Here is a 23222-nt window from a genome sequence, read left to right as displayed (position 1 = left end):
CCGAATGATATGGAGCGGGCCCGTCCGATTTGTTGGGGCGTGGCGCATTCACGTCGGTTATGACGTGGCATTGAGTCAAATGGCGCTGGTAGTTGATTTTCAAATATGGCAGAGTCGTGCGTCGGGTGGCCGGTCAAGTCCAAGCATTGGAGCCAGTCGGTCTTCCGGTCACCCCGAGGACCAGCCATCAGCCGCGGGGGAGAAGTCGGCTCATGAACTTGGTGGATCGTGGTGAAGAACTCTCGGTCATGGAACACATGCTCGTCTCAACCGAGAGCGGGCATGGCGGCGTCCTTATGGTGAGCGGCGCCGTCGCCAGTGGCAAGACCGCGCTGCTGCGTGCCTTCGGTGCGCGCGTCACATCCAAGGGCGCACTGTATCTGCAGGCCACAGCGTCCGGTGCGGAGACGGACCTGCCTCTCGGGGTCATGGGGCAGCTACTGCTCGGCGCCGGTCTGCCCGGGGCGGACGCACGCCGCGCGACACGGCTCGTGGCGCTCGTCGCGGACTCGGCCCGCTCGCGACGAGCGGCCGGCGAACGGCCCGCCGTGGCGATGGACGGGATTCCCGAGCTCTGCGGACTGCTGCTCGAAAAAGCCAGGGAAAGGCCCCTGGTGCTCAGTATCGACGATGTTCAGCATGCCGACGAGGACTCGCTCGAATGCCTCCTCTACCTGTCGCGCCGACTGGCCGTGAGCCGCATTCTGGTCGTGCTGGGGGAGAACAGCGACTTCCTGGCGGGCAATGCGAGATTGCGCGTCGATTTACTGCGTCTGCCCGGCTGCCGAAATATCAGGCTCGGCCCGCTCCAGCGGTCCGGAGTCGCAGAAATGATCTCTGCATTCGGTGCGCCGGGGTGGGGGACGCGCAAGCTCGTTCCCGAACTGCTGCACATGGGAGGCGGCAGCCCGCTCCTGACCCGCGCGCTCATCGAGGACCACCGCGCCGCGGGCGCCGCCGACGCCGCCTCCGGCGATCCCGTACCGGGAGAATCCTTCGTCCGTGCCGTCGCCACCTGCCTCTACCGCAGCGACCTCGCCACCCGCCGCACCGCATGGGCGCTGGCGGTCGCGGGCCCCGACATGTCGCTCGCCGAACTCGTGGAGGTCCTCGGCACCAGCAGGGAATCGCTGCTGCGCAGCCTCCGCGCGCTGAACGAGGCGGGGCTCCTCGACGCGGGCTGGTTCCGGCACGAGGCGGGGCGCACCGCGGCCCTGCGAAGCCTGGAGCCCGCCGACCGCGCCCGCGTCGAGGCGCGTTGCGCCCGGGTCCTGCACGAGCACGGAGGGGCCCCGTCCGCGGTCGTACGGCACCTGATCGCCGCCGAGACCGTCGACGCGCCCTGGGCGCGGCGCACCCTGATCGACGCCGCCGAGCGCGCCCTCGCCGACGACGAGGTCGACCTCGCCCTCACCTGTCTGCGCATCGCCCGCGACACCAGCACCGACGCCCACCAGTCCCTGGAGATACGGGCCGCCCTCACCCGGGCCCTCTGGCGCGTCAACCCGGCGGGCGTCGCCCAGCACCTGCCCGAACTCACGGCCGCCGCCCTCGACGGGCGGCTCGGCACCCGGCACGCCGACGCGCTCGTCGGCCACCTGCTCTGGTTCGGCCGCCCGGAACGCGCCCTGGACGTCCTGCGCGCCGTCGAGCGGCAGAGCGCCGCGCAGGCCGGCCGGAGCGGGACCGGCACACCCCACCGGCACGACTGCCCGCACCTCTGGCTGACGTACGCCTACCCGGGGCTCGCCGCGGCCGACTGCACCGCCCCCGGGGGGACACCGGAGCACACGACCGCGCAGGACACCACCCCGCAGCACGCGGCGGCCCTGGCCCGCAGCCCGCACCGGCGGGCGGCGAGCCTGGTGAAGTCGCTCCTCGACGGGCCGGGCAAGGACGTGGTGGTCAGGGCCGAACAGATCCTGCAGAGCACCCGGCTCGACGACGACACCGTGACGGCGCTCCTCGTCGCCGTCGACTCCCTCGTGCTCGCCGACCGCCTCGAAGCGGCGGCCTTCTGGTGCGAGACGCTGCTCAACGAGGCCGCCGAACGGCGCGCGCCCCTGTGGCAGGCGCTGCTGGCCGCCGCCAGAGCCCGCATGGAGCTCAGGGCGGGCGCCCTCACCACCGCGCGGAAGCTGGCGCGTTCGGCGCTCGCCCTCGTACCGGCGGAGGGGTGGGGCGTGGCCGTCGCCGCGCCCGTCGCCACCGCGCTGTTCACCGGCACCCTGATGGGCCGGCTCGACGAGGCGGCGGCGCACCTCGCCGTACCCGTACCGGACTCGGCCTTCCAGACGACCGACGGACTGCTCTACCTCCGGGCCCGCGGCCACTACTTCCTGGCCGCGGGGCGCCCCTATGCCGCGCTGGACGACTTCCTCACCTGCGGGGACCTCATGCGGCGCCGGCGCTTCGACCTGCCCGCCCTGGTGCCCTGGCGCACCGACGCGGCCGAGGCCCATCTGTCGCTGGGCGACGTCGAGCGCGCCCGCGCCCTCGCCGAGGAGCAACTCGCCCTCGCGGGCGGGCGGAACGGCTGGGTGCGCGCCGTCTCGCTGCGCGTGCTCGCCGCCACGTTGAAGGCCGTGCACCGGCCGGCGCTCCTCGGCGAGGCCGTCGAGATCCTGCGGGACGCCGGACACCGCATCGAACTCGTCCGCGCCCTGGACGAGTTGGCCCGGACGCAGCGGGAGCTCGGGAAGGTCGGGCAGGCCAGGGCGCTGGCCCGCAAGGCGCAGCGACTGGCGGGGGAGTGCGGCATGCCCGTGCCGCCGTCCGCGGCCGACCAGGGCAGCCCGCACCCGGCCGAGCAGCCGTGGTCGGCCGGGAACCGCCGACACCCCGACGAACTCAGCAACGCCGAACTGCGTGTGGCCACGCTCGCCGTCCGCGGCCACACCAACCGGCAGATCGCCGACAAGCTCTGCATCACCATCAGCACCGTCGAACAGCACCTGACGCGTTCCTACCGCAAACTCGCCGTCCAGCGGCGCGCGGACCTCGCGGCGAAGATCGGCCCGGTCGCGGGACCCGGCGACGACGAGGAACCCGCGACGCACGACGCCTGCGACCGGCTGCACGTGGGCTGACGACCGGACATCCGTCATGTGCCCGTCTCCCCCTCGATGCGGCTCGTGCGGCTCGGTGAGTTGCCGGCTGCCGTTGCGGTGACGCGGTTCCGTTTCTACGCGGCGGGCGGTCACACCGCGGTCCGAAGATCTGCGACCGCCTCACAGGAACCGGCCCGCACGAGACCGCGCCGGCTGTGACCCGTGCGTGACGGGCGTTCGGGCACCGTGGACTTCATGATCAGCTCCACTCCGACGAGGGTTCTGGTCGCCGAGGAGCACGCCGGGCCCGCCCGGTCGGCGGCGCGGGCGCTCCGCCGCGAGGGCATGGTGGTCGAAGTCGTCCCCGACGGCGCCGCTGTCCTAGCCCGCACATCGGTGACCGACTACGACGTGGTCGTGCTCGCCCGGGACCTGCCCGGCATGTCCGGCGACGAGGTCTGCCGAAGACTGGCGAAACGGCCGACACACGCCCGCGTGCTGCTCCTGGCCGCATCCGACACGGTCGCCCACGCCGAACTGGTGGCGCGTGTCCGCGCACTCGGCCGCCGCTCGCGGACCGCGCCGCCCCCGGTGCTCGTACGCGGAGACCTCAGACTCGACCCGGCACGACGGGTCGCCACGCGCGCCGGCGAGCGGCTGGCGCTCACGCCCAAGGAGTTCTCGGTCCTGGAGTACCTGCTGGCGGCCGAGGGCCGGGTCGTCCCGGCCGACGAACTCCTGCGACGGGTGTGGGACGAGACGACGGACCCGTTCACCACCACGGTCAAGGCGACGATCAGCCGCCTGCGGCCCAAGCTCGGCACCCCGCCCGTCATCGAGACCGTTCCCCGGGGCGGCTACCGGATTTGAGGGGCCCATGCACCTGCCCTCGCGGCGTGCGGGCGTACGCCTCACGCTGCTGTACGGCGCGCTGCTCGTCGCCTCCGGGGCGGTCCTGCTCGCGCTCACGTATCTGCTCGTCCTGCGCTTCCCCGCGGACCGCGTCCTCGTCGACGGGGCGGGCGCGGACGCGGGGACGGATGTGAGCGGCGGCCGCTCCGGCGGGGGGCTCCCCGGTGTGCGGCCGACGGCCGGCTCCGGCGACGTCTTCGCGCTGCTCCAGGAGCAGGCGGTTCGTCAGCACGCCGACCAGTTGCGGCAGTTGCTCATGCAGTCCGGTGTCGCGCTCGCCGTCATGCTGGTGGTCTCGGCCGTCCTCGGCCGGCTGGTCGCCCGGCGTGTGCTGCGCCCGCTGCGGGCGATGACCGGCACCGTCCGGCACATCTCCGCGCACACCCTCCACGAGCGGCTCGCCGTCGCGGGACCGGCCGACGAGCTCAAGGAGCTGGCCGACACCGTGGACGGGCTCCTCGGCCGCCTGGAAGGGGCCCTCGACTCCCACCGGCGATTCGTCGCCGACGCAGCCAACGCCCTGCGCGCCCCGCTCACCCAGGAGCGCCGGCTGCTGCGGGAGACGCTCGTCGACCGCGACGCCACCGCGGAAACGTTTCGCGCGAACTCCGAGCGGCTCCTGGAGATCAGCGAGCGGCAGGCCCACCTCCTGGAGTCCCTGCTGGCGCTCGCGGGCAGTCACCGAGGCCTCGTCCACCGCGAGGAGCTGGACCTCGCGCCCCTGACCGAGTCGGCGCTGCACGTCGCGCGCCCGGACAGCGAGCGCCTCGGACTGAAGGTGGCGGCGGCCGTCGGGCCCGCGCCCGTCACGGGTGACCCGGCGCTCGTCCAGCGGCTCGCCTCCTGCCTCGTGGACAACGCGGTGGGCCACAACCGCCCCGGCGGCCGGGTGGAGATCAGCACCGCCGTACGGGGCGGGCACGCCGTCCTCTCCGTCGCCAACACCGGCGATCGCGTCGCGCCCGAGCAGGTGAACCGGCTCTTCGAACCCTTCCGGAGCCCCGGCCGAACGGCCGCCGACGGCCACCCCGGCCTCGGCCTCGCGATCGTGCACGCCATCGCCCTCGCCCACGACGCGGTGATCAGCGTCCGCGCACGCCCCGACGGTGGACTCGCCGTGGAAGTCGCCTTCCCGGCACGGACCGGAGATCCACGTGAAGGTGCCGAAGATATTGGGCAGTTGGACAAGAGGACCGGACTTCATTGAGGAATGGCACGGACACCTCCTACCGTGGTCGCCCGACGTAATTCCCCGAAGGGTCCCGCACGACGGGCCCGAGACAATTCCGGGGAATATCACGTATCCGCGATCGGTCCCGCTCGTCGTCGCGGCCTCATGCCCGGGAGGAACCCTTGGTTGTCGTGATGGCCCCCGAGGCCACGCAGCGCGATGTGGACGCCGTCGTCGATCTGGTGCGCACGGCAGGCGGGGACGCGTTCGTCAGCCGGGGCGTGACCCGCACCATCGTCGGGCTCGTAGGGGACGTGGCCGCTTTCGGCGCCCTGAACCTCGCCCACCTGCGCGGAGTCCTGGACGTCGTGCGCATCTCGGCGCTGTACAAGCTGGTCAGCAGGGAACACCACCTCGACCGCTCCGTGGTGAGCGTGGCCGGCGTCCCCATCGGCCCCGGCACGCTGACGGTGATCGCGGGACCCTGCGCGGTGGAGACCCCCTCGCAGACCCTCGCCGCCGCGCGCATGGCCAAGGCGGCCGGCGCCTCGCTCCTCAGGGGCGGTGCCTTCAAGCCGCGCACGTCGCCGTACGCCTACCAGGGGCTCGGCGAGAGCGGACTGCGCATCCTCGCCGACGTGCGGGACGAGACGGGGCTGCCCGTGGTGACCGAGGTCATCGACCCGGCCAGCGTCGAACTCGTCGCTCCCTACGCCGACATGCTGCAGATCGGCACCCGCAACATGCACAACTTCGCCCTGCTCCAGGAGGTGGGCGCGGCGGGCAGGCCCGTGCTGCTCAAGCGCGGCTTCGGCGCCACCGTCGAGGAGTGGCTGATGGCCGCCGAATACATCGCCCAGCGCGGCAACCTCGACATCGTGCTCTGCGAGCGCGGCATCCGCACCTTCGAGACCGCCACCCGCAACACCCTGGACATCAGCGCCGTACCGGTCGTCCAGCGCCTCTCCCACCTGCCGGTCATCGTGGACCCCTCGCACTCGGGCGGCCGCCGGGACCTCGTCCTTCCGCTGACCCGCGCCGCGCTCGCCGCCGGCGCGGACGGCGTCATGATCGACGTGCACCCCGAGCCGGGGACCGCACTCTGCGACGGCGACCAGGCCCTCACGCGGACCGAGATCGACGACGTGGCGTACGCCGTCCGGGCCCTGTCGCCGCTGATGGGCCGCACCCTCGCGCGGTCCGCGGCCGGTGCGCAGGCCGGTAGGGGTGAATAGGGGTGGCGCGGCCCGTGGCGTGCCACTAGTGAGGGGTACCAGGCCGGAAAACGCGTTGTTAAGGTGAACATGACCGGCCGTGGAAATGCATTCCGCGGCCCGACGGTACGGATTCCGTGAATTCCCGGAATCCGGATGCGGTGGTTGAAGACGGCGAAGGGCGCACCCGTGCGCGCCGCACCTTTCGCCGTGATCCGGGAGAACACACCCGCAGAGCGCGCAACGCGTTCACTTCAGGGCCCTCGACCAAGGGCGAACGCGTACGCGGCGCGGCGGTGTGGCGTGACCGGTCGGCATGCCGGGACACGCACACGGGGGAACATCAGAGCTTGAGGGGGAGTTGAGTTGGCAACACCCGAGCACGCAGAGATCGACCGATTAATGGTCGTCGAAGTCGAGATCGGCTCGCTTTCGACGGCTGACTCACCGCGGACGGCCGGAGTCGATCCGGAGCACGTCCAGGCACTGGCGGTCGTACAGACCCCGCTGCCGCCCATCACGGTGCACCGCCCGACGATGCGGGTCATCGACGGACTGCACCGCCTGCGCGCCGCCGAACTCCAGGGGCAGCGCAAGATCGCAGTGAAGTACTTCGACGGGGCGGAGGACGACGCCTTCGTCCTGGCCGTCGAGTCCAACGTCACCCACGGCCTGCCGCTGACCACGGCCGACCGCAAGCGGGCGGCCGCCCGCATCATCGCCACCCACCCCCAGTGGTCGGACCGGATGATCGCCTCGGTCAGCGGCATCGCGCCCGGCACCGTCGCGGACATCCGCAGGCGCGCGCCGGGCGGCAGGGACGGCGAGGAGAGCAGGATCGGCCACGACGGCCGTGTGCGGCCCATCAACGGCGCCGAAGGGCGCAGGGTCGCCAGCGAGCTCATCGCCCGGAACCCCGCCCTGTCGCTGCGCCAGGTGGCCCGGGTCGCCGCCATCTCGCCGGAGACGGTACGGGACGTACGCAACCGCATGATGCGCGGCGAGGACCCCGTCCCGCGGCGCGGGAAGCGGACCGACCACGACAGCCACGTCGCGGCACCGCGGGTCGCCCGCCCCTCGGCCGTGCCCGACCGGGACGCGGCCCAGGACCGTGCCGCGGCGGTCAAGCGCCTCAAGGCCGACCCCGCGCTGCGCTTCAGCGAGATCGGCCGCACCCTGCTGCGGCTGCTCAACATCCACACGATCAGCATGGAGGAGTGGGACCAGATCATCGAGAAGGTCCCGCCGCACTGCCGGGGCATCGTCGCCTACCTGGCGGGGGAGAGCGCGGAGATGTGGACGGAGGTGGCGGTGCGGGTCCAGAGCAAGGTCGCGGAGACGGCGTAACCGCTGCTCCGCCGCACGGTGTCCGGGTGAGCGGGGCCCGCGGTCGGCCGCACGGTGTCCAAGTGGGCGGGGCCCGCGGTTGGACGGCGGAGCCCTGCCCGCCGTCCCCGCGCCCCGCCCCGGGCGCCGTGCTCCCGCGTGCGGCGGCGGGAGCCTCCGCCTAGCGTGATCCCATGGAGCACGACCCGGCGGGACCATGCCGCTGCGGGCGGCAGCCGGCCGGGGAACCGTCCGGCTGTTTCCTCGCGCTGTACGGGGCCGCGCTGCGCACGGGCCGCTTCGACTGGGACCTCGACACGGGCCTCATGACGATGGACGCCACCGCCCACGAGGTCTTCGACGTACGCCCCGAGCAGTACGACAACCGGCCCGAGACCCTCGCCTTCCGCGTGCCGACCGTCGAGGCGCACCGCCTGGACCAGATCGTCTCGCACGCCCTGAAGGACGGCAGCGAGACGTACGGCGCGTACTTCCGGATCCGCTGCCACACCGGGACCCTGCGCTGGACCCACACGCAGGGCTGCATCCAGCGGGACGCCACGGGCCGCCCGCGCCGCATCGTGGGCCTCGTCAGGGACGCCACCCGGGAGCTCGGCGACAGCCCGGCCGCACTGCGCGAGCGCGCCGACGACGAGGCGGAGCGCCGCCGCACCACGAGCCTCGTCCAGGGCACCACGGCCGCGCTCGCGCACGCCCGCACGGTCCGGGACGTCATCGACGTCCTGCGCGACACCCACGGCCTCGCCCACCTGGGCGCGTCGAACCTGGTGATGGGCCTCGTCGAGGCAGGCCGCATCCGGCTGGTCGCCGAGGGCCCCGCGGGCAGCTTCGTGCCCGGCACGCGCCTCACGGGCGTCGACGAGGACTACCCGATGAGCGAGGTCGTCCGCACCCTCGCGCCGCGCTACATCGAGACGGCCGACGACTTCGCCGAGTCCTACCCGCTGCTCTGGCCGCACATCGGCGAGCTCGGCATCACCGCCGCCGCCTATCTGCCCCTGATCGCGCAGGCCCGCCCCATCGGCGTGCTCGGCCTGCTCTACCAGGACAAGACGGGCTTCACCGAGGACGAACGCAACGTCCTGGTCGCCCTCGGCAGCAGCATCGCGCAGAGCCTGCAGCGCGCCATGTTCTACGAGCAGGAGAAAGACCTCGCACAGGGCCTCCAACAGGCGATGCTGCCCCGCACCATCCCCGGCGTGCCGGGGGCGGAGATCGCCGTCCGGTACCGCTCGGCGGCTCTCGGAAGGGACATCGGCGGCGACTGGTACGACGTGATCCCGCTGCCTGGGGGCACCCCCTCCGGGGGCGGCCACGTCGGCGCCGTCATCGGTGACGTCCAGGGCCACGACACGCACGCCGCCGCCGTCATGGGCCAGCTCCGCATCGTTCTGCGCGCCTACGCCGCGGAGGGCCACACGCCCGCCACCGTCATGGCCCGCGCCTCCGGGTTCCTCCACGAACTGGACACCGACCGCTTCGCGACCTGCCTCTACGCCGACGCCGACCTGTCCACCGGAGTCGTCCAGCTCGTCCGTGCGGGACACCTCGACCCGCTGCTTCAGCACACCGACGGCTCCTGCCACCGGGTGTCCGTGGAAGGCGGCCTGCCCCTCGGCCTCTCGGCGGAGTTCGGCCGCCTCGACTACCCCGTCACCACCCTCGAACTCGACCAGGGACAGACCCTGTTGCTCTGCACCGACGGCCTCGTCGAAGTGCCCGGCGCCGACCTGGACGACGGCATGCGCGCCCTCGCGGATCTCGCCGCCGTCGCACCCCGCGACCTGCAGCGGCTCGCCGACCGGCTCTGCGGCATCGTCGACGGCCGGGGCGGGGACGACGACGCGGCGCTTCTGCTGCTGCGCCGCCGCACCGACGACACGCCCCGCTCCGGCGGCCGCCTCCAGCAGCACGTCGCCCCCAGCGACCCGGAGGCGCTCGCCGAGGCCCGGCACATGATCACCGCCGCGGTGCGGGCCTGGGGCGCGGGCGAGCGCGCCGACGAGATCGAGCTGGTGGCCGACGAGGTGATCACCAACGCGCTCATGCACACCGACGGGGCCGCGATCGTGACCCTGCGCGTCCTGACCGGCACCGACCGGCGGCTGCGCGTCGACGTCGAGGACTCGTCGAGCGCCCTGCCCCGCCGCCGCGACGCGGGCGAGTCCGGGGTGTCGGGCCGCGGCCTGCTCCTCGTGGACCGGCTCGCGGACGGGTGGGGCGTGGAGGCGCGCGGCGGCGGCAAGTGCGTGTGGTGCGAGTTCGTCGTGCCCGACCCGGAAGAGCGGGAGTGAGGGAAGAGCCGTGCCCGAACTGCCAGAAGTGGAAGCGCTGCGCGAGTTCCTGACGGACCATCTGGTCGGCCGGGAGATCGAGCGGGTGCTGCCCACCGCCGTCAGCGTCCTCAAGACGTACGACCCGCCGCCGGGCGCCCTCGAAGGCCGCACCGTCACCGGAGTGGAACGGCATGGCAAGTTCCTCGACATCGACGCCGAGGGGACGCACCTGGTCACCCACCTCGCCCGCGCGGGCTGGCTGCGCTGGCACGACAGCGTCCCGGAGGGCCTGCCGCGCCCCGGCAAGGGGCCGCTGGCGCTGCGCGTCGCCCTGACGACGGGGGAGGGCTTCGACCTCACGGAGGCGGGCACGCAGAAGCGCCTGGCGGTGTACGTCACAAAGGCGCCACTCGAACTGCCCGGCATCGCACGGCTCGGCCCCGACCCGCTGGCCGCCGACTTCGACGAGAAGCGGTTCGCGGACCTCCTGGCGGGCGAACGACGGCAGATCAAGGGGGCGTTGCGCGACCAGAGCCTGATCGCGGGCGTCGGGAACGCGTACAGCGACGAGATCCTGCACGCGGCCCGCATGTCCCCGTTCCGGCTCACGTCGCGCCTCACCGAGGAGGAAGTCCATGGGCTGCATGTGGCGCTGCTGGCCACGCTGACCGAGGCGGTGGAGCGTTCGCGCGGTGTCGCGGCGGGCCGCCTCAAGGCGGAGAAGAAGAGCGGCCTGCGCGTGCACGGCCGCACCGGCGAGCCGTGCCCGGTGTGCGGCGACACGATCAGGGAGGTGTCCTTCGCCGACTCCTCGCTGCAGTACTGCCCGACCTGCCAGACGGGCGGGAAACCGCTCGCCGACCGCAGGATGTCGAAGCTGCTGAAATAGCGCGCGTCAGGGGCGCCGCGAGGTCATGGGCGCCGCAGGGTCAGGAGCGGCTTCCCGTGCGCCGTGCGCACCTCGTACCGGTCGGTCCGCGCGGTGCGCAGGGCCGCGGTGCCCTCCGTGTGCATCGTCGGCGCGGGCACCCGCCACGACATGACGGTCTGCTCGGACCCGTCGACGTCGACGGCGACCAGCTCGCAGACCCGCCCGCCTGCCGTCGCGCCCGCCGTGTCCCGCACCGTCAGCCCGATCTCCGACCCCCAGGGCCGGTCCCGGGCGGTGAGCGTCGCGGATACCCCGCTGCGGGCGTCACGCGCGGTGATCCGCACCGGCCCCGGACCGTCCGCCGGCGTGAGGGTGACGGCGGGCACGCCGAGGGCCAGGACGGCGCCGACGGCGACCGCGCACAGCCGACGCCCGCGCCGTTCCCCGGAAAGCCGCCCCGCCCGGCCCAGAAGGCGGTCCAGGAGGCCGGTGGAGGGCGCGGCGAACGGTTCCACGGGAGCCGGGGTGGCGCGGCCGTAGAGCGCCAACTGGAGCGTCGCGGTGTGGAGTTCGTCGATCTCCAGCAGGCACGCCGGACAGTCCATGAGGTGATCCTCGAAGCGGAAGGTGTCCGCCGCGTCCAGGACGCCGAGCGCGTAGGCGCCCGCGTCACGATGCCGCTCCAGGGGCCCCATGGCGTTCCCTGCCGTTCCGTGTCGGTGCGGAGTGCTGTTCCTCCTCCGATACGCGGCGGAACGCGGATTCACTCAAGGGCCGAACGGTCTCAGAAGAGGTGGATCGCCAGATGTCCCAGCGGCAGCCCGAGCCGCCACGCCGGGGTCCACACCTTCGGCCCGTCGTCCTCGCCCTGGACGGCGCGGCCGGGCACGGAGTCGAGGTCGGGTGCCAGGAGTTCGGTCTCCTGCAGCCAGCGCCACGCCTGGTCGGCGAGGTCCAGATCGGGTCCGGGGCCCGCGGCGGCGCCCGCCGTGAGCAGCGCCATCCGCTCGCGCACCCAGTCCTGCCAGGGCTGGCCGTAGGCGGTCAGGCTCAGCCAGGTCTCCAGCTGGGAGACCACGCGGATGCCGGACAGCTCGTTCTTGGTGTCCGACAGGAAGATCGTCAGGGCGAGGGCGTCGCGCCCAGCCCGGTACTCGAAGGAGGTCGGCGGCATCAGATCGCCGGTGCGCAGCAGCTCGTCGGCGATGTATTCGGCGTACAACCACGCCATGGGGACGACCAGTTCACCGTCCCGGGGGCCTCCCGTGCCGTCGGGGTTTCCTCTGCTCTCATGTCGCATCCTGCTCCGCCTTCCTCCGGGCCGTGCGCGTCACCGGCTCTGGCCCCCCAATCCGGCACACGGTGAGGACAGCCGATTACCCGAGAGGGGTGTCGAGCAAGGCGCTTTACGGAGCCTTGACCCGGGCGTCGGTTTCACCGCAGGTGGGCCGCCCTGTGTTGTTCGCGTCACAGGTGGAATTGTATGACTCCGTTTCAGGTACTTGGACGGCAATGGTCCTTGCTTAACCGTTAGCTCCGTATGTGGATTCTTCTGGCCGAATATCGTCCCAGCCAGGGAGTCCGACCGATGAAGCAGCGCGCACGGATCACACGGCACACACGCCCCGTCCCCACCTCCCACAACGCGCGGAAGGCCCCGCGTCCGCGTCCCGCGGCGGCCGCCGCGGCGGCCCTTCTGATCGTCGGCCTCGCGGGCACCACCGCCTGCACGGCCCAGCGGCCGACGGCCGAAAAGGAACCCGTCCGGCACGGCGACTCCCACCGCGCCGACGAGGGCGCGGCCCCGGCGCACTCCCCGGCCGGCGGATCCGCGGCGGGCAAGCGCGGCTTCACCCTCGCCGCCTCCGGCGACGTCCTGCCGCACGCATCGATCATCCGCAAGGCCAACGCGGACGCAGGCGGCGACGGCTACGACTTCAAGCCGATGCTCGCGGGCGCCAAACCCGTCATCAGCAAGGCCGACGTGGCGATCTGCCACATGGAGACGGTCTACGGCGCGGACGGCGACTACAGCGGCTACCCCAGCTTCAAGTCCCCGCCCCAGGTGGCCCGCGCACTCAAGGCCACCGGGTACGACGCGTGCTCCACCGCCTCCAACCACACCCTCGACGACGGCGCGGCCGGCGTGCGCCGCACTCTGGACGCGCTCGACAAGGCGGGCGTCAAGCACGCGGGCTCGGCCCGCTCGGCCGCCGAGGACAAGACCCCGGCGTGGCTGCGGGCCGGTGACGCCAAGGTCGCACAGCTCGCGTACACCTACGGCACGAACGGCTATCCGCTGCCGAAGGGCAAGCCGTGGACCGTCGACCTCATCGACCGCGACAAGATCGTGGCGGACGCCAGGGCGGCCCGCAAGGCGGGCGCCGACGTCGTGGTCGTCAGCCTGCACTGGGGCAGCGAGTGGCAGGACGCGCCGGACAAGCAGCAGCTGCGCCTCGGCAAGCAGCTCACGGCGTCCCGCACGGACGGGCGCCCCGACATCGACCTCATCCTCGGCACCCACGCCCACGTCCCGCAGGCCTACGAGAAGGTCAACGGCACCTGGGTCGTCTACGGCATGGGCGACCAGGTCGCAGGCGACATGATCAATCACGAGGGCGCGCACGACCCGCGCGGCAACCAGGGCACCATCGGCCGCTTCACCTTCGCGCCGCCCGCCGAGCCGGGCGCCCGCTGGCGGGTGAAGAAGGCCGAGTTCCTCCCGATGCTGTTCGACACCGACTCCGTCCGCGTCGTCAACCTCAACACCGCCCTGGACCGGGGCGCCGACGTCAGCGACGTCCGCGACCGCATCCGCCGTGTCGTCCTCAGCCGCGGCGCGGGCAAGGACGGCCTCGTCATGGGGAAGTAGCCGCGCCGGCATCCGCCGAGGGCGAGTCGACGCGCAGCAGCCAGCCGCGTCCCGGAGCCACCGGGACCGGCTCGCCCTCGGCGAACGACCGCTCCGGCTGGAAACCGTCGATCGCGGGGGCGTAGGCCGCCACCGGCCCCGCCTCCGTGCCCAGCACCACCTCGACGGGCTCCGGTGCCCACGACGCCAGCGCGGTCGCCGTCCCGCCGGGGCCCCGCCACGTGGTCGCGAGGACGTCGGCACGCCCCGTCCGCACCGGCGGATCGCCCGCCCACCAGCCGGTGATCTCCGCCTCGGGGAGCCGCAGCAGGTCGAAGGCCCGCCACAGCGGCCGTACGTCGGTCATCGGGGCCCGTGCCGTCATGCCGAACACCAGACCGCGCCACGGATTGCCGCCGCCCTCCAGCATCTCGCCCATCAGCCCGAACGGGACGCCGGACATCTCGACGAGCCAGTACGCGGGGTCGGCGCCGTCCGCGCCGTCACGGCCCTCGTAGTCGAAGAGCTCGCCGAGCCAGAGCCGGTCGACGTACGGCAGCAGCTCCGCGTACAGGTTCGCGCTCGACGCGAAGCCGTCCGGCGCACGGAACTGGTTGCACGAGTGGAGGTCGACGAGCGGCGCGGACGCGGCGGACCGGGCCAGCGCCTTGCGGACCCTCTTCATCGTGGTCCTGTCGTAGGCGACGTCGTCCAGATAGAGCCCGTCCACGCCGACGATCCGGCGCAGCCGGTCGATGCCGCACACATAGGAGTTGTGCCACCGCGAGTCGCCGGACGTGACGACCGCGACGTCACCCACGTCGGGCGCCACCCAGCCGGGGACGTAGCTGTCGCCCATGTGCTCCCGCAGCCACGCGTGCCCACCGCCTGGGCCCGGCGCGAAGATCTCGTCGCCGAGCGCGGCGAGGACCGGCAACTCCGGCGTGTGCCGCGTGAGTTCGCGGATCGTGTCGTACACCTTCACGCGCACCCCGAGCCGGTGCGCCTCGTCCGTGTAGGCGCGCAGTGTCCCGGCGGCGAGCAGCGGGTCGTTGATGTACGGGTTCGGCGGCGTCGCGTGGTGCAGGTTGACGACGTTCGCGCCGTATGCCGCGACCTCGCCCGGGGAGGCGTACGCGTGGAAGTACCGCTCGGTGAGCTGGCGCGCCGGGTCGAGCGGTTTGAACGGGGTGAGCAGCAGCCGGCAGGTGAAGCGGCGGCTCTCGCCCGCGCGCAGCCGCAGCGGGCCGCTGAAGGCGGTGAGCGTCCGCACGCCGTCGTGCGTGCGCAGCCGCACCCCGCCGTCCCCGTCGCCCGCCCAGGAGCGCGGCGTGACCAGGGGCTTCTCCCGGTAGTAGTTGGTGTTGAGCGGGCGCGCGTAGTGCTCGTCGCGCAGCGAGAGGTGCAGGCCGGCCGCCGGGTCGCCGAGCCAGCAGGCGTCCTGGTTGCGGGTGGGGGTGTCCCACGTCCAGTCGTACGTCGCCGGGCACGCGCGGCCCGTGAGGCCGAGTCCCATGGCGTACCGCGCGATGTCCTCGCGCAACGGCACGTCCAGGCGCACGTCGAGTTCGGTGTCGGCGGTGGCCTCTAGGGTGGCGTGCAGGGCGAGGAAGCCGTCGGACTCCAACTCGCCGTCCAGGCACAGGTGTACGGCCTCGCCGGTCGCCGTCGTCGACCACCGCGCGCGGGCCGGGCCCGGCTGGTCGACGGCGAGCGGCCCGTACTCCAGGGTGCGCCCGACGCCGAACGTCACGGGGGCGGCGAGCAGTTCGCGCTCGGGGCCGTCGGCGCGGGTCACGGACGGCGTGAAGGCCGAGGAGATCCGGTGGGGCAGGCCGTCGGGGCCGAGCTCCACGGCGCGTCCGAGGATCGCGAGCCGCTGCCCGTCGACCTCGACGGGCGTGAACGGCGGGACCACCTCGTCGTCCTGTGCCAGCGTCGAGTCGAGCCAGCGGAGCCGGGCAAGCCGGGCCGGATCGCCCGCGCCGTGTCCTTCGACCACGGTCTCGCGCACGGTGAGCCGCAAGGGCAGTGTGCGCTCCGGGACGCCCCGCGCGCTGACGGCGATCTCACCTTCGTAGAGGCCGGATCGGGCTTCCTCGGGCACGTCGACGCCGCACCACAGCGCCGTCACCCCGCCCTCGACGACCTCGACGTTCCGCTCGAAGGCGGCGCCGCGCGCGTCGACGCCACCCGTGCTCAGGCACCGCACGGCGAAGGGCAGCCCGCGCACCTCGGCCCGCACCTCCGTGAGGTCGGCGAGCGCGTACACGCCGACCTGCACCGCGTAGAACTCCCCGCGGTCCGCCGCACCCGTGAACGCCGCGCCGGGCGCCGTCCGCGCCCAGCGCGCGGGCAGACTCCCGTACCGGCCCAGCGGGTACGCGCGATCCTCGGCGAAGACCACGAACCGCTCGCCGGAGTGCGCCTCGCGCAGCGCCTCGCACTCGGCCCCGGTCGCGGCGAAGCCCATGGGGGCGAACGAGTCGAGAGCGCTCGCCGCTTCGTAGCGGAACGCCTCGGCCCGGGGGAGCCGGGCCCAGCCGCCCGCCCTGGTTCCTGTCGCCCCGGGCCCGTCGGTGCCCGCTCCTTCGACGCCGCCTCCGTCGAGGCCGCAGCGGTGCGCCCAGCCGGGGTCGGCGGTCCGGGTGGGCGGCCGGTAGGCGGCCTGCGGGTAGTAGGGCTTGCCCGTGTGCGCGTACGGCAGGTAGTGCACCGCGTACGCCCCAGGGCCCTCCACCGGCTCGAAGGCGATACGGCCGCGTTCCCCGGTCGCCTCGACGGTCACGGTGTTGTGCACGCGCAGCCCGGAGGGCGCGAGGACGATCACGTCCACGTCGCCCATGACGGAGCGTACGCTCACGCCCTGGCGGCGCCAGGGGAGTTCGGCCGCGACGGCGGGGGCCGCGTCGGTGACCTCCACGAGCAGGCGATGATTCCCGTAGACGTCCTGATCCCAGATGCCGACGCCGCACGCCAGCTCGGGGTGGCCGGCCCGCGGTTCTGTCTGACCCATCCGTGCTCCCAGGGCGCTGTTTGTTAGGTAAGTTTCTGAATCGCTCCGGGTCACCCTGGGAGCAACCGATTGTGCTGTCAAGGGGGAGGGACCCATGAGTGGCGACCCGTTGAGTGGCGATCCGTCACTGCTGCGACGGCTGAACGCGGCGGCCGCCCTGCGCGTGCTGCGCGAGCGCGACGAGATCACCGTGCCCGAGCTGGCCGCGCTGATCGGCGTCTCCCGGCCCACGGCCCAGGACCTCACCGCCCAACTCCTGCGCGAGGGCAGGCTCGTGGAGCTCACGCCGGGCAGTGGCGGAGTCGGCAGACCGGCCCGCAGGTTCCGGTTCCGCGCCGAGGCCGGGCACGTACTCGGCGTGGACATCGGCGCGCACAAGGTCCTCGTGCTCGCCGCCGACCTGCTCGGCCGCACCGTCGCGGCCCAGCGCGTCGCCGTCACGCCCGAACTGCCCGCGCACGCACGGCTCGACGCTGTGCGCGCCGCGATCGCCGGCTGCCTCGCCAAGCCCGAGGCGGCCGGGGTGCGCCCGCTGGCCACCGGCATCGGCACCAGCGGCATGGTCGACACCGAGGGGCGCGTCGCGGTCAGCGACTCGCTGCCCGAGTGGACGGGGCGCGACCTCGCACGCGACCTTGCGGACACCGTCCACGGACCCGTTGTCGTCGGCAACGACATCCAGCTGGCCACCCTCGCCGAGTGCACCGGCGGCGTCAGCGTCGACGTGCGCGACTGCGTCTACCTCTACGTCGGCAACCGCCTCGGCATCGGCCTGTGGCTCCGCGGCGAACTCCACCGCGGGCACCACGGTGCGGCCGGCGAGATGGCCGCGGGCGACGGCTGGGGACGCTCCTACCAGCGGCTTCTCGACTGGTTCGCCGGTCACCAGGGCGCGGAACGGCCCACTCGCGAGAACGCGGCACGCGCGGTCGTCACCGCCGCTGCCGCCGGTGACGGCGGCGCCCGCTACACCCTGCGCGCCTTCGCCGAGTGCCTCGCCGACAGCCTCACCCGCCACGTCGCCGTGCTCGACCCGCGCGCGGTCGTGCTCGGCGGCGGCATCTCCCGCGCGGGCGCCCTCCTGAGCGAGCCGTTCGCGCGGCGCCTCGCCGAACGCTGCCCGTACGCACCCGAGGTGCGCACCTCCGTCCTGGGTGAAGAATCCACCGCAATCGGGGCGGCCCGCCTCGCACTGGACCACCTGGAACAGACGGAACACATCGACCGCGCCACGCAGAAAAGTCCAACCCCTTAGGACTCACAAGTGGTTGACGGGCGCGGGCGGCGCTTCCATGATGTGGCTCACTTTCGGAAAGTTGGCTTCTTTATTCGCCGCATTCGCCGCCAGGCCAGGGAGCACGAGTGACATCCCCTGCAACGCGACGCAGGCCACAGGCCGCGTCACCGCCCGCGTCCGAGTCCAGGACGACGTCGAACTCCCCGTCGCCTGGCCCCGGTTCGCAGCTGCGCCTGCGCGCCCCGCTGCGTGTCCGGCTGCGCAACAACTGGGTGATGCTCGCCCTCATGGCCCCGGGCGTGCTCTTCTTCATCGGCTTCTTCTACGTCCCGATGCTGGGCAACGTCATCGCCTTCCAGGACTACCAGCCCTTCATCGGCTTCAAGGACAGCCCGTTGGTCGGCCTCGCCAACTTCCAGGAGCTCTTCGCCGACCCGGCGTTCTGGGAGTCGGTCCGCAACACCCTCGCCTTCGCCGCACTCCAGCTGATCTTCTTCTTCCCGGCCCCGCTGGCCCTCGCACTGCTGATCAACAGCCTGGTCAGCCCGCGCGTGAAGAAGTTCGTGCAGAGCGTCGTGTACCTCCCGCACTTCATCTCGTGGGTGCTGGTCGTCGCGCTCTTCCAGCAGGTCCTCGGCGGCGCCGGCCTCTTCAGCAACTACCTGCGCGACCACGGCATGTCGCCGCTCGACGTGATGAGCGACCCCAGCACCTTCCCGCTCCTCATCACCGGCCAGGTGATCTGGAAGGACATCGGCTGGGGAATGATCATTTACCTGGCTGCGCTCGCCAACGTCGACCAGAGCCTGTACGAATCGGCGGCCGTCGACGGCGCGGGGCGCTGGCGCCGCATGTGGCACGTCACCCTGCCCGCCGTCCGGGGCGTCACCATCATGCTGCTCGTGCTCCGCCTCGGTGACGTGCTCTCCGTCGGCTTCGAGCAGTTCCTCCTCCAGCGCGACGCGGTCGGCGCGAGAGCCGCGGAGGTCCTCGACACGTACATCTACTACCACGGCGTGGTCTACGGCGACTGGGGCGTCGGAGCCGCGGCAGGACTGGTCAAGGGCGTCATCGGCGCCCTGATGATCTGGGGCGCCAACAAGGTCGCCCACGCTTTCGGAGAGCACGGGGTGTACAGCAAATGACCGGCTTCGGATTCCCCCTGCGCACCACCCGGGCCCGCGAGGAGCGGCCCGCCTGGGAAGAGCCGCCGACGAAGATCGGCTCGGCCGCCAAGGCCGTCGTCATCACCGTCATCTGCGCCGTGATGATCCTGCCCTTCCTCACGGTCCTCTCCACCAGCCTCGCCTCCCGCAAGGAGATCACCGAGTCCGGGGGCTTCGTCCTCTTCCCCACGGACCCGACCCTGGAGGCGTACCGCACGATCCTGTCCGGCGGCATCGTCTCCCGCGCGGTCGTCGTGAGCGTCCTCATCACGGTGGTCGGCACGGCGCTGTCGCTCCTGACGACGATCGCCCTCGCGTACGCCCTGAGCAAGCGTGGCGTCCCCGGCAGCAAGCCGATCCTGCTGATGGTCCTGTTCACGCTGCTGTTCGCGCCGGGCATGGTCCCGATGTACGTGGTGGTCAAGGAGCTCGGACTCCTCGACTCCTACTGGTCGTTGATCCTGCCGGTACTCATCAACGCCTTCAACCTCGTCGTCCTGCGGGCGTTCTTCATGAACATCCCCGAGGAGCTCTACCAGGCCGCCCGCATCGACGGCGCGGGGGACTGGCGCATCCTCACCCGCATCGTGCTGCCGCTCTCCAAGGGAGTCGTCGCCGTCGTCGGCCTCTTCTACGCGGTGACGTACTGGAACGCCTTCTTCAACGCGATGCTCTACCTGAACGACTCGGGCAAGTGGCCCATCCAGCTGGTCCTGCGCACCTACGTCGTCCAGAACAAGTCCATGACGAGCGACCAGCTCGGCATCGCCCACATGCCGCCGCAGCAGTCCCTGTCCATGGCCGTCGTCATGCTCGCGCTGCTGCCGATCCTGGCGCTCTTCCCGTTCCTGCAGAAGTACTTCACCAAGGGCGTGCTCACCGGCGCCATCAAGGGCTGACCCACCCCCCCCAGGGCCGGCCCCGCCCCGTCTTCCCCACCACGACCACATCCGCGGAGATCCCCATGCCCGGCATGTCCCGACGCACCTTCCTGAGCCTCTCCACCTCCGTTGCCGCGGGCGCGGCCGTCACCTCCCTGACGGGGTGCGGCTCGTCCGCGAAGAAGACCGGCGAGGCCGCGTCGTCGAAGGTGAAGCTGCCCACCCACGTCCCCTTCGACAAGATCAAGCCCGACCTCGCCCCCAACGCGAAGGGCCTCTCGGCGGGGTTCCTCTCCTACCCGAAGGACCTGGTCCGCAGCGTCGCGAAGACCCCGGGCGACGGTTCGAAGATCACCATGCTCACCGAGATCTGGACGCAGCCGCCGACCCCCAAGGGCTCCAACGCGTACTGGCGCAGCCTCGACAAGGAGCTCGGCGTCGAGCTCACCGCCATCCTCGGCACCGACCCCGGCTACGAGGAGAAGTTCTCCGCGACCATCGCCGGCGGCGACCTGCCCGACCTGCTCTGGATACCGCCGAACCAGGGCATCCAGCACGTCGCCGAACTCCTCGAGGCCAAGTGCGCGGACATCACGGAGTACGTCTCCGGGGACGCGGTGAAGCAGTATCCGAACCTCGCCGCGATGACCCCCGCGCACTGGAAGACCGCCGTCGTCAACGGCAAGATCTGGGGCGCGCCCGTCCCCTACCCCTCGTTCGGCCAGGTCTACGCGGGCAACCCGAAGGTCTGGGAGAAGGCGGACGGCATCGCGTCGAGCGGCCCGGAGGAGTTCCTCGCCAAGTGCAAGGAGGTCACCGGCGGCAAGACGTGGGCCCTTGAGCCGATCTACGTCAACGCCGTCAGCGTGATGAGCCAGTGCTTCGGCGCGCCCAACAAGTGGCGGCGGAACAAGGACGGTTCGCTGACCTGGTTCCAGGACACCGACGAGTACGAGGCCGCCCTCGACTTCGTCCTGAAGCTCAAGAAGGCGGGCGTCTTCTACCCCGGCAACCCCAAGATGGCCGACGCCTACATCAAGATGGCGCAGGGCACGATCGGCGCGACCGTCCACGCCAACCCGTACAACGCGCGCAAGGAGATCCGCGTCCAGGACCCCGCCCTCGCCGCCGAGATCCTCATCCCCTTCGCCGCGGGCGGCAACAAGCCCAACCACCACTACCACCTGGGCACCATCGGCTACACCGCCATCAAGAAGGGCGACGAGAAGCGGGTCCGCATGCTTCTGCGCGTCCTCGACTACCTGGCCGCGCCGTTCGGCAGCAAGGAACGACAGTTCCTGGAGTACGGCACCGAGGGCGAGGACTTCACGTACGACAAGAACGGCTTCCCCGACCGCACCAAGCAGGGCAAGCAGCAGGTCGAGGGCCTCTTCAGCGGCCTGCAGACGTCGACGACCTCCCCCTTCGCGCTCATCGCGTCCAGCTTCCCCGGCACCGACCGCGTCCAGGACGTCAAGGACGTCTACGCGGCCGAGCAGAAGCTCCTGGAGACCGCGATCCGCAACCCCACGGTCGGCCACTACTCGGACGCGTACACCCAGCACTACGGGCGCATGTCCACCGAGGCGACCGACCTGGTCAACGACATCGTCAGCGGGCGCAAGAAGATCGGCGAATGGCGGCCCTTCTGGGCCGAGTGGAAGAACAAGGGCCTGGAGCAGATGGCCCGCGAGTACCAGAAGTCCATCGAGCGGAGCTCCTGACCCGCCTCACTTCCCGGTGGTGGTCCCGTCCGTCTTCGCCAGCTCCGACCTGCGGTACGAGTAGCCGAAGTAGACGACGAGGCCGAGCAGGAACCACACGGCGAACCGCACCCAGGTCTGCCACTGCAGGAACGTGATCAGCCAGATCGAGAAGACCACCCCGATGGCGGGCACCACCGGCATGCCGGGGCAGCGGAACGTGCGCGGCAGCTCCGGCCGCTTGTAGCGCAGCACGATCACCGCCACGCACACCACGACGAACGCCAGCAGAATGCCGATGTTGGTCAGCTCGGCCGCCTCGCCGATGGGCAGGAACCCGGCGATGGCGGCCGACGCGATCCCGACGATCCACGTCACGCGCGTCGGCACGTGCCGTGTCGGATGGGTCTTGGCGAACCACTTGGGAAGGAGACCGTCCCGGCTCATCGAGAACCACACGCGCGTGCAGCCCAGCATGAACGTGAACATCACGGTGAGGATGCCGATGATCGCGCCGACCGCGATGACGTCCGCGAGGCCGCCGAGGCCCACGGACTTGAAGGCCGTGGAGAAGCCGCTCTCCGGGTCGACGTCCTTGTAGCTCTGCATGCCGGTGAGGACCAGGCACGCGAGGACGTACAGCACCATCGAGATCGCGAGGGAGTAGAGGATCGCCTTCGGCATGTGCCGCTGCGCGTCCTTGGACTCCTCGGCCGCCGTCGACATGGCGTCGTAGCCGAACACGGCGAAGAACACCGTCGCCGCGCCCGTGAACGCGCCGCTGACCCCGTAGGGGAAGAACGGGTCGTAGTTCCCGGTCTCGATGTGGAAGAAGCCGACCGCGATCACGACGAGGACCACGATCACCTTCAGGACGACCACGATCATCTCGAAGCGCGCGGCGTTCTTGATGCCGAGCGTGAGCAGGTACGCGATGAACAGGCACAGGACAGCGGCGAACAGGTCGACCTTGTGCCCGTCGCCGGTGCCGGGCGCGCCCATCATCCAGTTCGGCAGCTCGGCGCCCATCTCCTCCACGAGGAAGCCGAAGTAGCCGGAGATGCCGATCGCGACCACCGCGACGATCGCGGTGTACTCCAGGAGCAGGTCCCAGCCGATGAACCAGCCGGTCAGCTCGCCGAGCACCACATAGCCGTAGGTGTAAGCCGATCCGGCCTTCGGGATCATGCCGGCGAACTCGGCGTACGAGAAGGCGGCGGCCGCGCTCGCGACGCCCGCGATCAGGAAGGAGATCAGTACCGCGGGGCCCGCCGTGCCGTTGGCGACGGCCCCGGCGAGGCTGAAGATGCCGGCGCCGATGATGCCGCCGACGCCGATGGCGGTGAGCTGCCAGAGCCCGAGGGACTTGGCGAGTCCGCCGCCCGCCCCCGCCTCGGTCTCCTCGATCTGCTCGATGGGCTTGCGGCGCAGCACGCCGTGTCCCATCCGTAGTCCCGACATGAGCTCCACCTCTTCGCAGACGGCCGTCGGCTGATGGCGGATCATGATGGCCCAGTGCGGGGCACT

The 23222-nt window shown here is 71.8% G+C and carries 16 protein-coding genes; 12 read left to right on the top strand and 4 right to left on the bottom strand.

Translation table 11 applies throughout. The annotated features are described in order from the left end of the window. The first annotated feature begins 212 nt into the window (after positions 1-212). From DEJ48_RS40735 to DEJ48_RS03720, 7 genes are all read left to right on the top strand, one after another. The gene (locus tag DEJ48_RS40735) at positions 213-3089 is read left to right on the top strand and encodes a helix-turn-helix transcriptional regulator (protein ID WP_150214436.1); all 2877 of its coding nucleotides are present in this window, start codon (positions 213-215) and stop codon (positions 3087-3089) included. A 216-nt stretch (positions 3090-3305) separates the two neighbouring features. Next, a complete protein-coding gene (locus DEJ48_RS03745) occupies positions 3306-3920 on the top strand; it encodes a response regulator transcription factor (RefSeq protein ID WP_150214434.1) in 615 nt (204 codons plus the stop codon). Positions 3921-3927: 7 nt separating this feature from the next. Next, positions 3928-5169 carry a sensor histidine kinase gene (locus DEJ48_RS03740; RefSeq protein WP_150214433.1) on the top strand — a complete coding sequence of 414 codons (1242 nt, stop codon included), beginning with the start codon at positions 3928-3930 and terminating at the stop codon, positions 5167-5169. 155 nt (positions 5170-5324) lie between these two features. Further along, the gene (aroF, locus tag DEJ48_RS03735) at positions 5325-6368 is read left to right on the top strand and encodes a 3-deoxy-7-phosphoheptulonate synthase (protein WP_223832423.1); all 1044 of its coding nucleotides are present in this window, start codon (positions 5325-5327) and stop codon (positions 6366-6368) included. 381 nt (positions 6369-6749) lie between these two features. After that, the gene (locus DEJ48_RS03730; RefSeq protein ID WP_150214429.1) at positions 6750-7694 is read left to right on the top strand and encodes a ParB/RepB/Spo0J family partition protein; all 945 of its coding nucleotides are present in this window, start codon (positions 6750-6752) and stop codon (positions 7692-7694) included. 173 nt (positions 7695-7867) lie between these two features. Beyond that, a complete protein-coding gene (locus DEJ48_RS03725) occupies positions 7868-9988 on the top strand; it encodes a SpoIIE family protein phosphatase (protein WP_150214427.1) in 2121 nt (706 codons plus the stop codon). Between the two features lie 10 nt (positions 9989-9998). Next, on the top strand, positions 9999-10859 hold the full coding sequence (locus tag DEJ48_RS03720; protein WP_150214425.1) for an Fpg/Nei family DNA glycosylase: 861 nt from the start codon (positions 9999-10001) through the stop codon (positions 10857-10859). A gap of 23 nt (positions 10860-10882) precedes the next feature. Here the strand turns inward: DEJ48_RS03720 and DEJ48_RS03715 are convergent, their stop codons facing one another. Together DEJ48_RS03715 and DEJ48_RS03710 are read right to left on the bottom strand one after the other, a co-directional pair. Further along, positions 10883-11536: a zf-HC2 domain-containing protein gene (locus DEJ48_RS03715; RefSeq protein ID WP_150214423.1), complete on the bottom strand. Its 654-nt coding sequence runs from the start codon at positions 11534-11536 to the stop codon at positions 10883-10885. A gap of 89 nt (positions 11537-11625) precedes the next feature. After that, positions 11626-12141 (bottom strand): hypothetical protein, encoded by a 516-nt coding sequence (locus tag DEJ48_RS03710; RefSeq protein ID WP_150214421.1) that lies wholly within the window; start codon positions 12139-12141, stop codon positions 11626-11628. 288 nt (positions 12142-12429) lie between these two features. Between DEJ48_RS03710 and DEJ48_RS03705 the strand changes: the two genes are divergently transcribed. Beyond that, positions 12430-13713, top strand: coding sequence for a CapA family protein (locus tag DEJ48_RS03705; RefSeq protein ID WP_150214419.1), 1284 nt, complete (start codon positions 12430-12432; stop codon positions 13711-13713). Here DEJ48_RS03705 and DEJ48_RS03700 read toward each other — a convergent pair. Next, complete coding sequence (locus tag DEJ48_RS03700) at positions 13700-16708, bottom strand: glycoside hydrolase domain-containing protein (protein ID WP_150214418.1); 3009 nt, start codon at positions 16706-16708, stop codon at positions 13700-13702. The genes DEJ48_RS03705 and DEJ48_RS03700 overlap by 14 nt on opposite strands. A gap of 94 nt (positions 16709-16802) precedes the next feature. Here DEJ48_RS03700 and DEJ48_RS03695 point away from each other — a divergent pair, with 94 nt between their 5' ends. From DEJ48_RS03695 to DEJ48_RS03680, 4 genes are all read left to right on the top strand, one after another. Beyond that, positions 16803-17963, top strand: coding sequence for an ROK family protein (locus DEJ48_RS03695; RefSeq protein WP_150214416.1), 1161 nt, complete (start codon positions 16803-16805; stop codon positions 17961-17963). 107 nt (positions 17964-18070) lie between these two features. Then, a complete protein-coding gene (locus DEJ48_RS03690; protein ID WP_411757417.1) occupies positions 18071-19090 on the top strand; it encodes an ABC transporter permease in 1020 nt (339 codons plus the stop codon). After that, positions 19087-20010: a carbohydrate ABC transporter permease gene (locus DEJ48_RS03685; protein ID WP_150214414.1), complete on the top strand. Its 924-nt coding sequence runs from the start codon at positions 19087-19089 to the stop codon at positions 20008-20010. The genes DEJ48_RS03690 and DEJ48_RS03685 overlap by 4 nt, the downstream gene beginning before the upstream one ends. Positions 20011-20084: 74 nt before the next feature. Then, positions 20085-21716 (top strand): extracellular solute-binding protein, encoded by a 1632-nt coding sequence (locus tag DEJ48_RS03680; RefSeq protein ID WP_190537180.1) that lies wholly within the window; start codon positions 20085-20087, stop codon positions 21714-21716. A 6-nt stretch (positions 21717-21722) separates the two neighbouring features. On the opposite strand, the gene DEJ48_RS03675 is transcribed toward DEJ48_RS03680, so the two are convergent. Continuing rightward, entirely contained in the window at positions 21723-23156 is a 1434-nt protein-coding gene (locus DEJ48_RS03675) for an amino acid permease (protein ID WP_150214410.1), read from the bottom strand. Positions 23157-23222 lie beyond the last annotated feature (66 nt).

This window comes from Streptomyces venezuelae (assembly GCF_008642315.1).
GTDB lineage: Bacteria > Actinomycetota > Actinomycetes > Streptomycetales > Streptomycetaceae > Streptomyces > Streptomyces venezuelae_D.
This window is presented reverse-complemented; position numbering and strand designations above follow the sequence as displayed.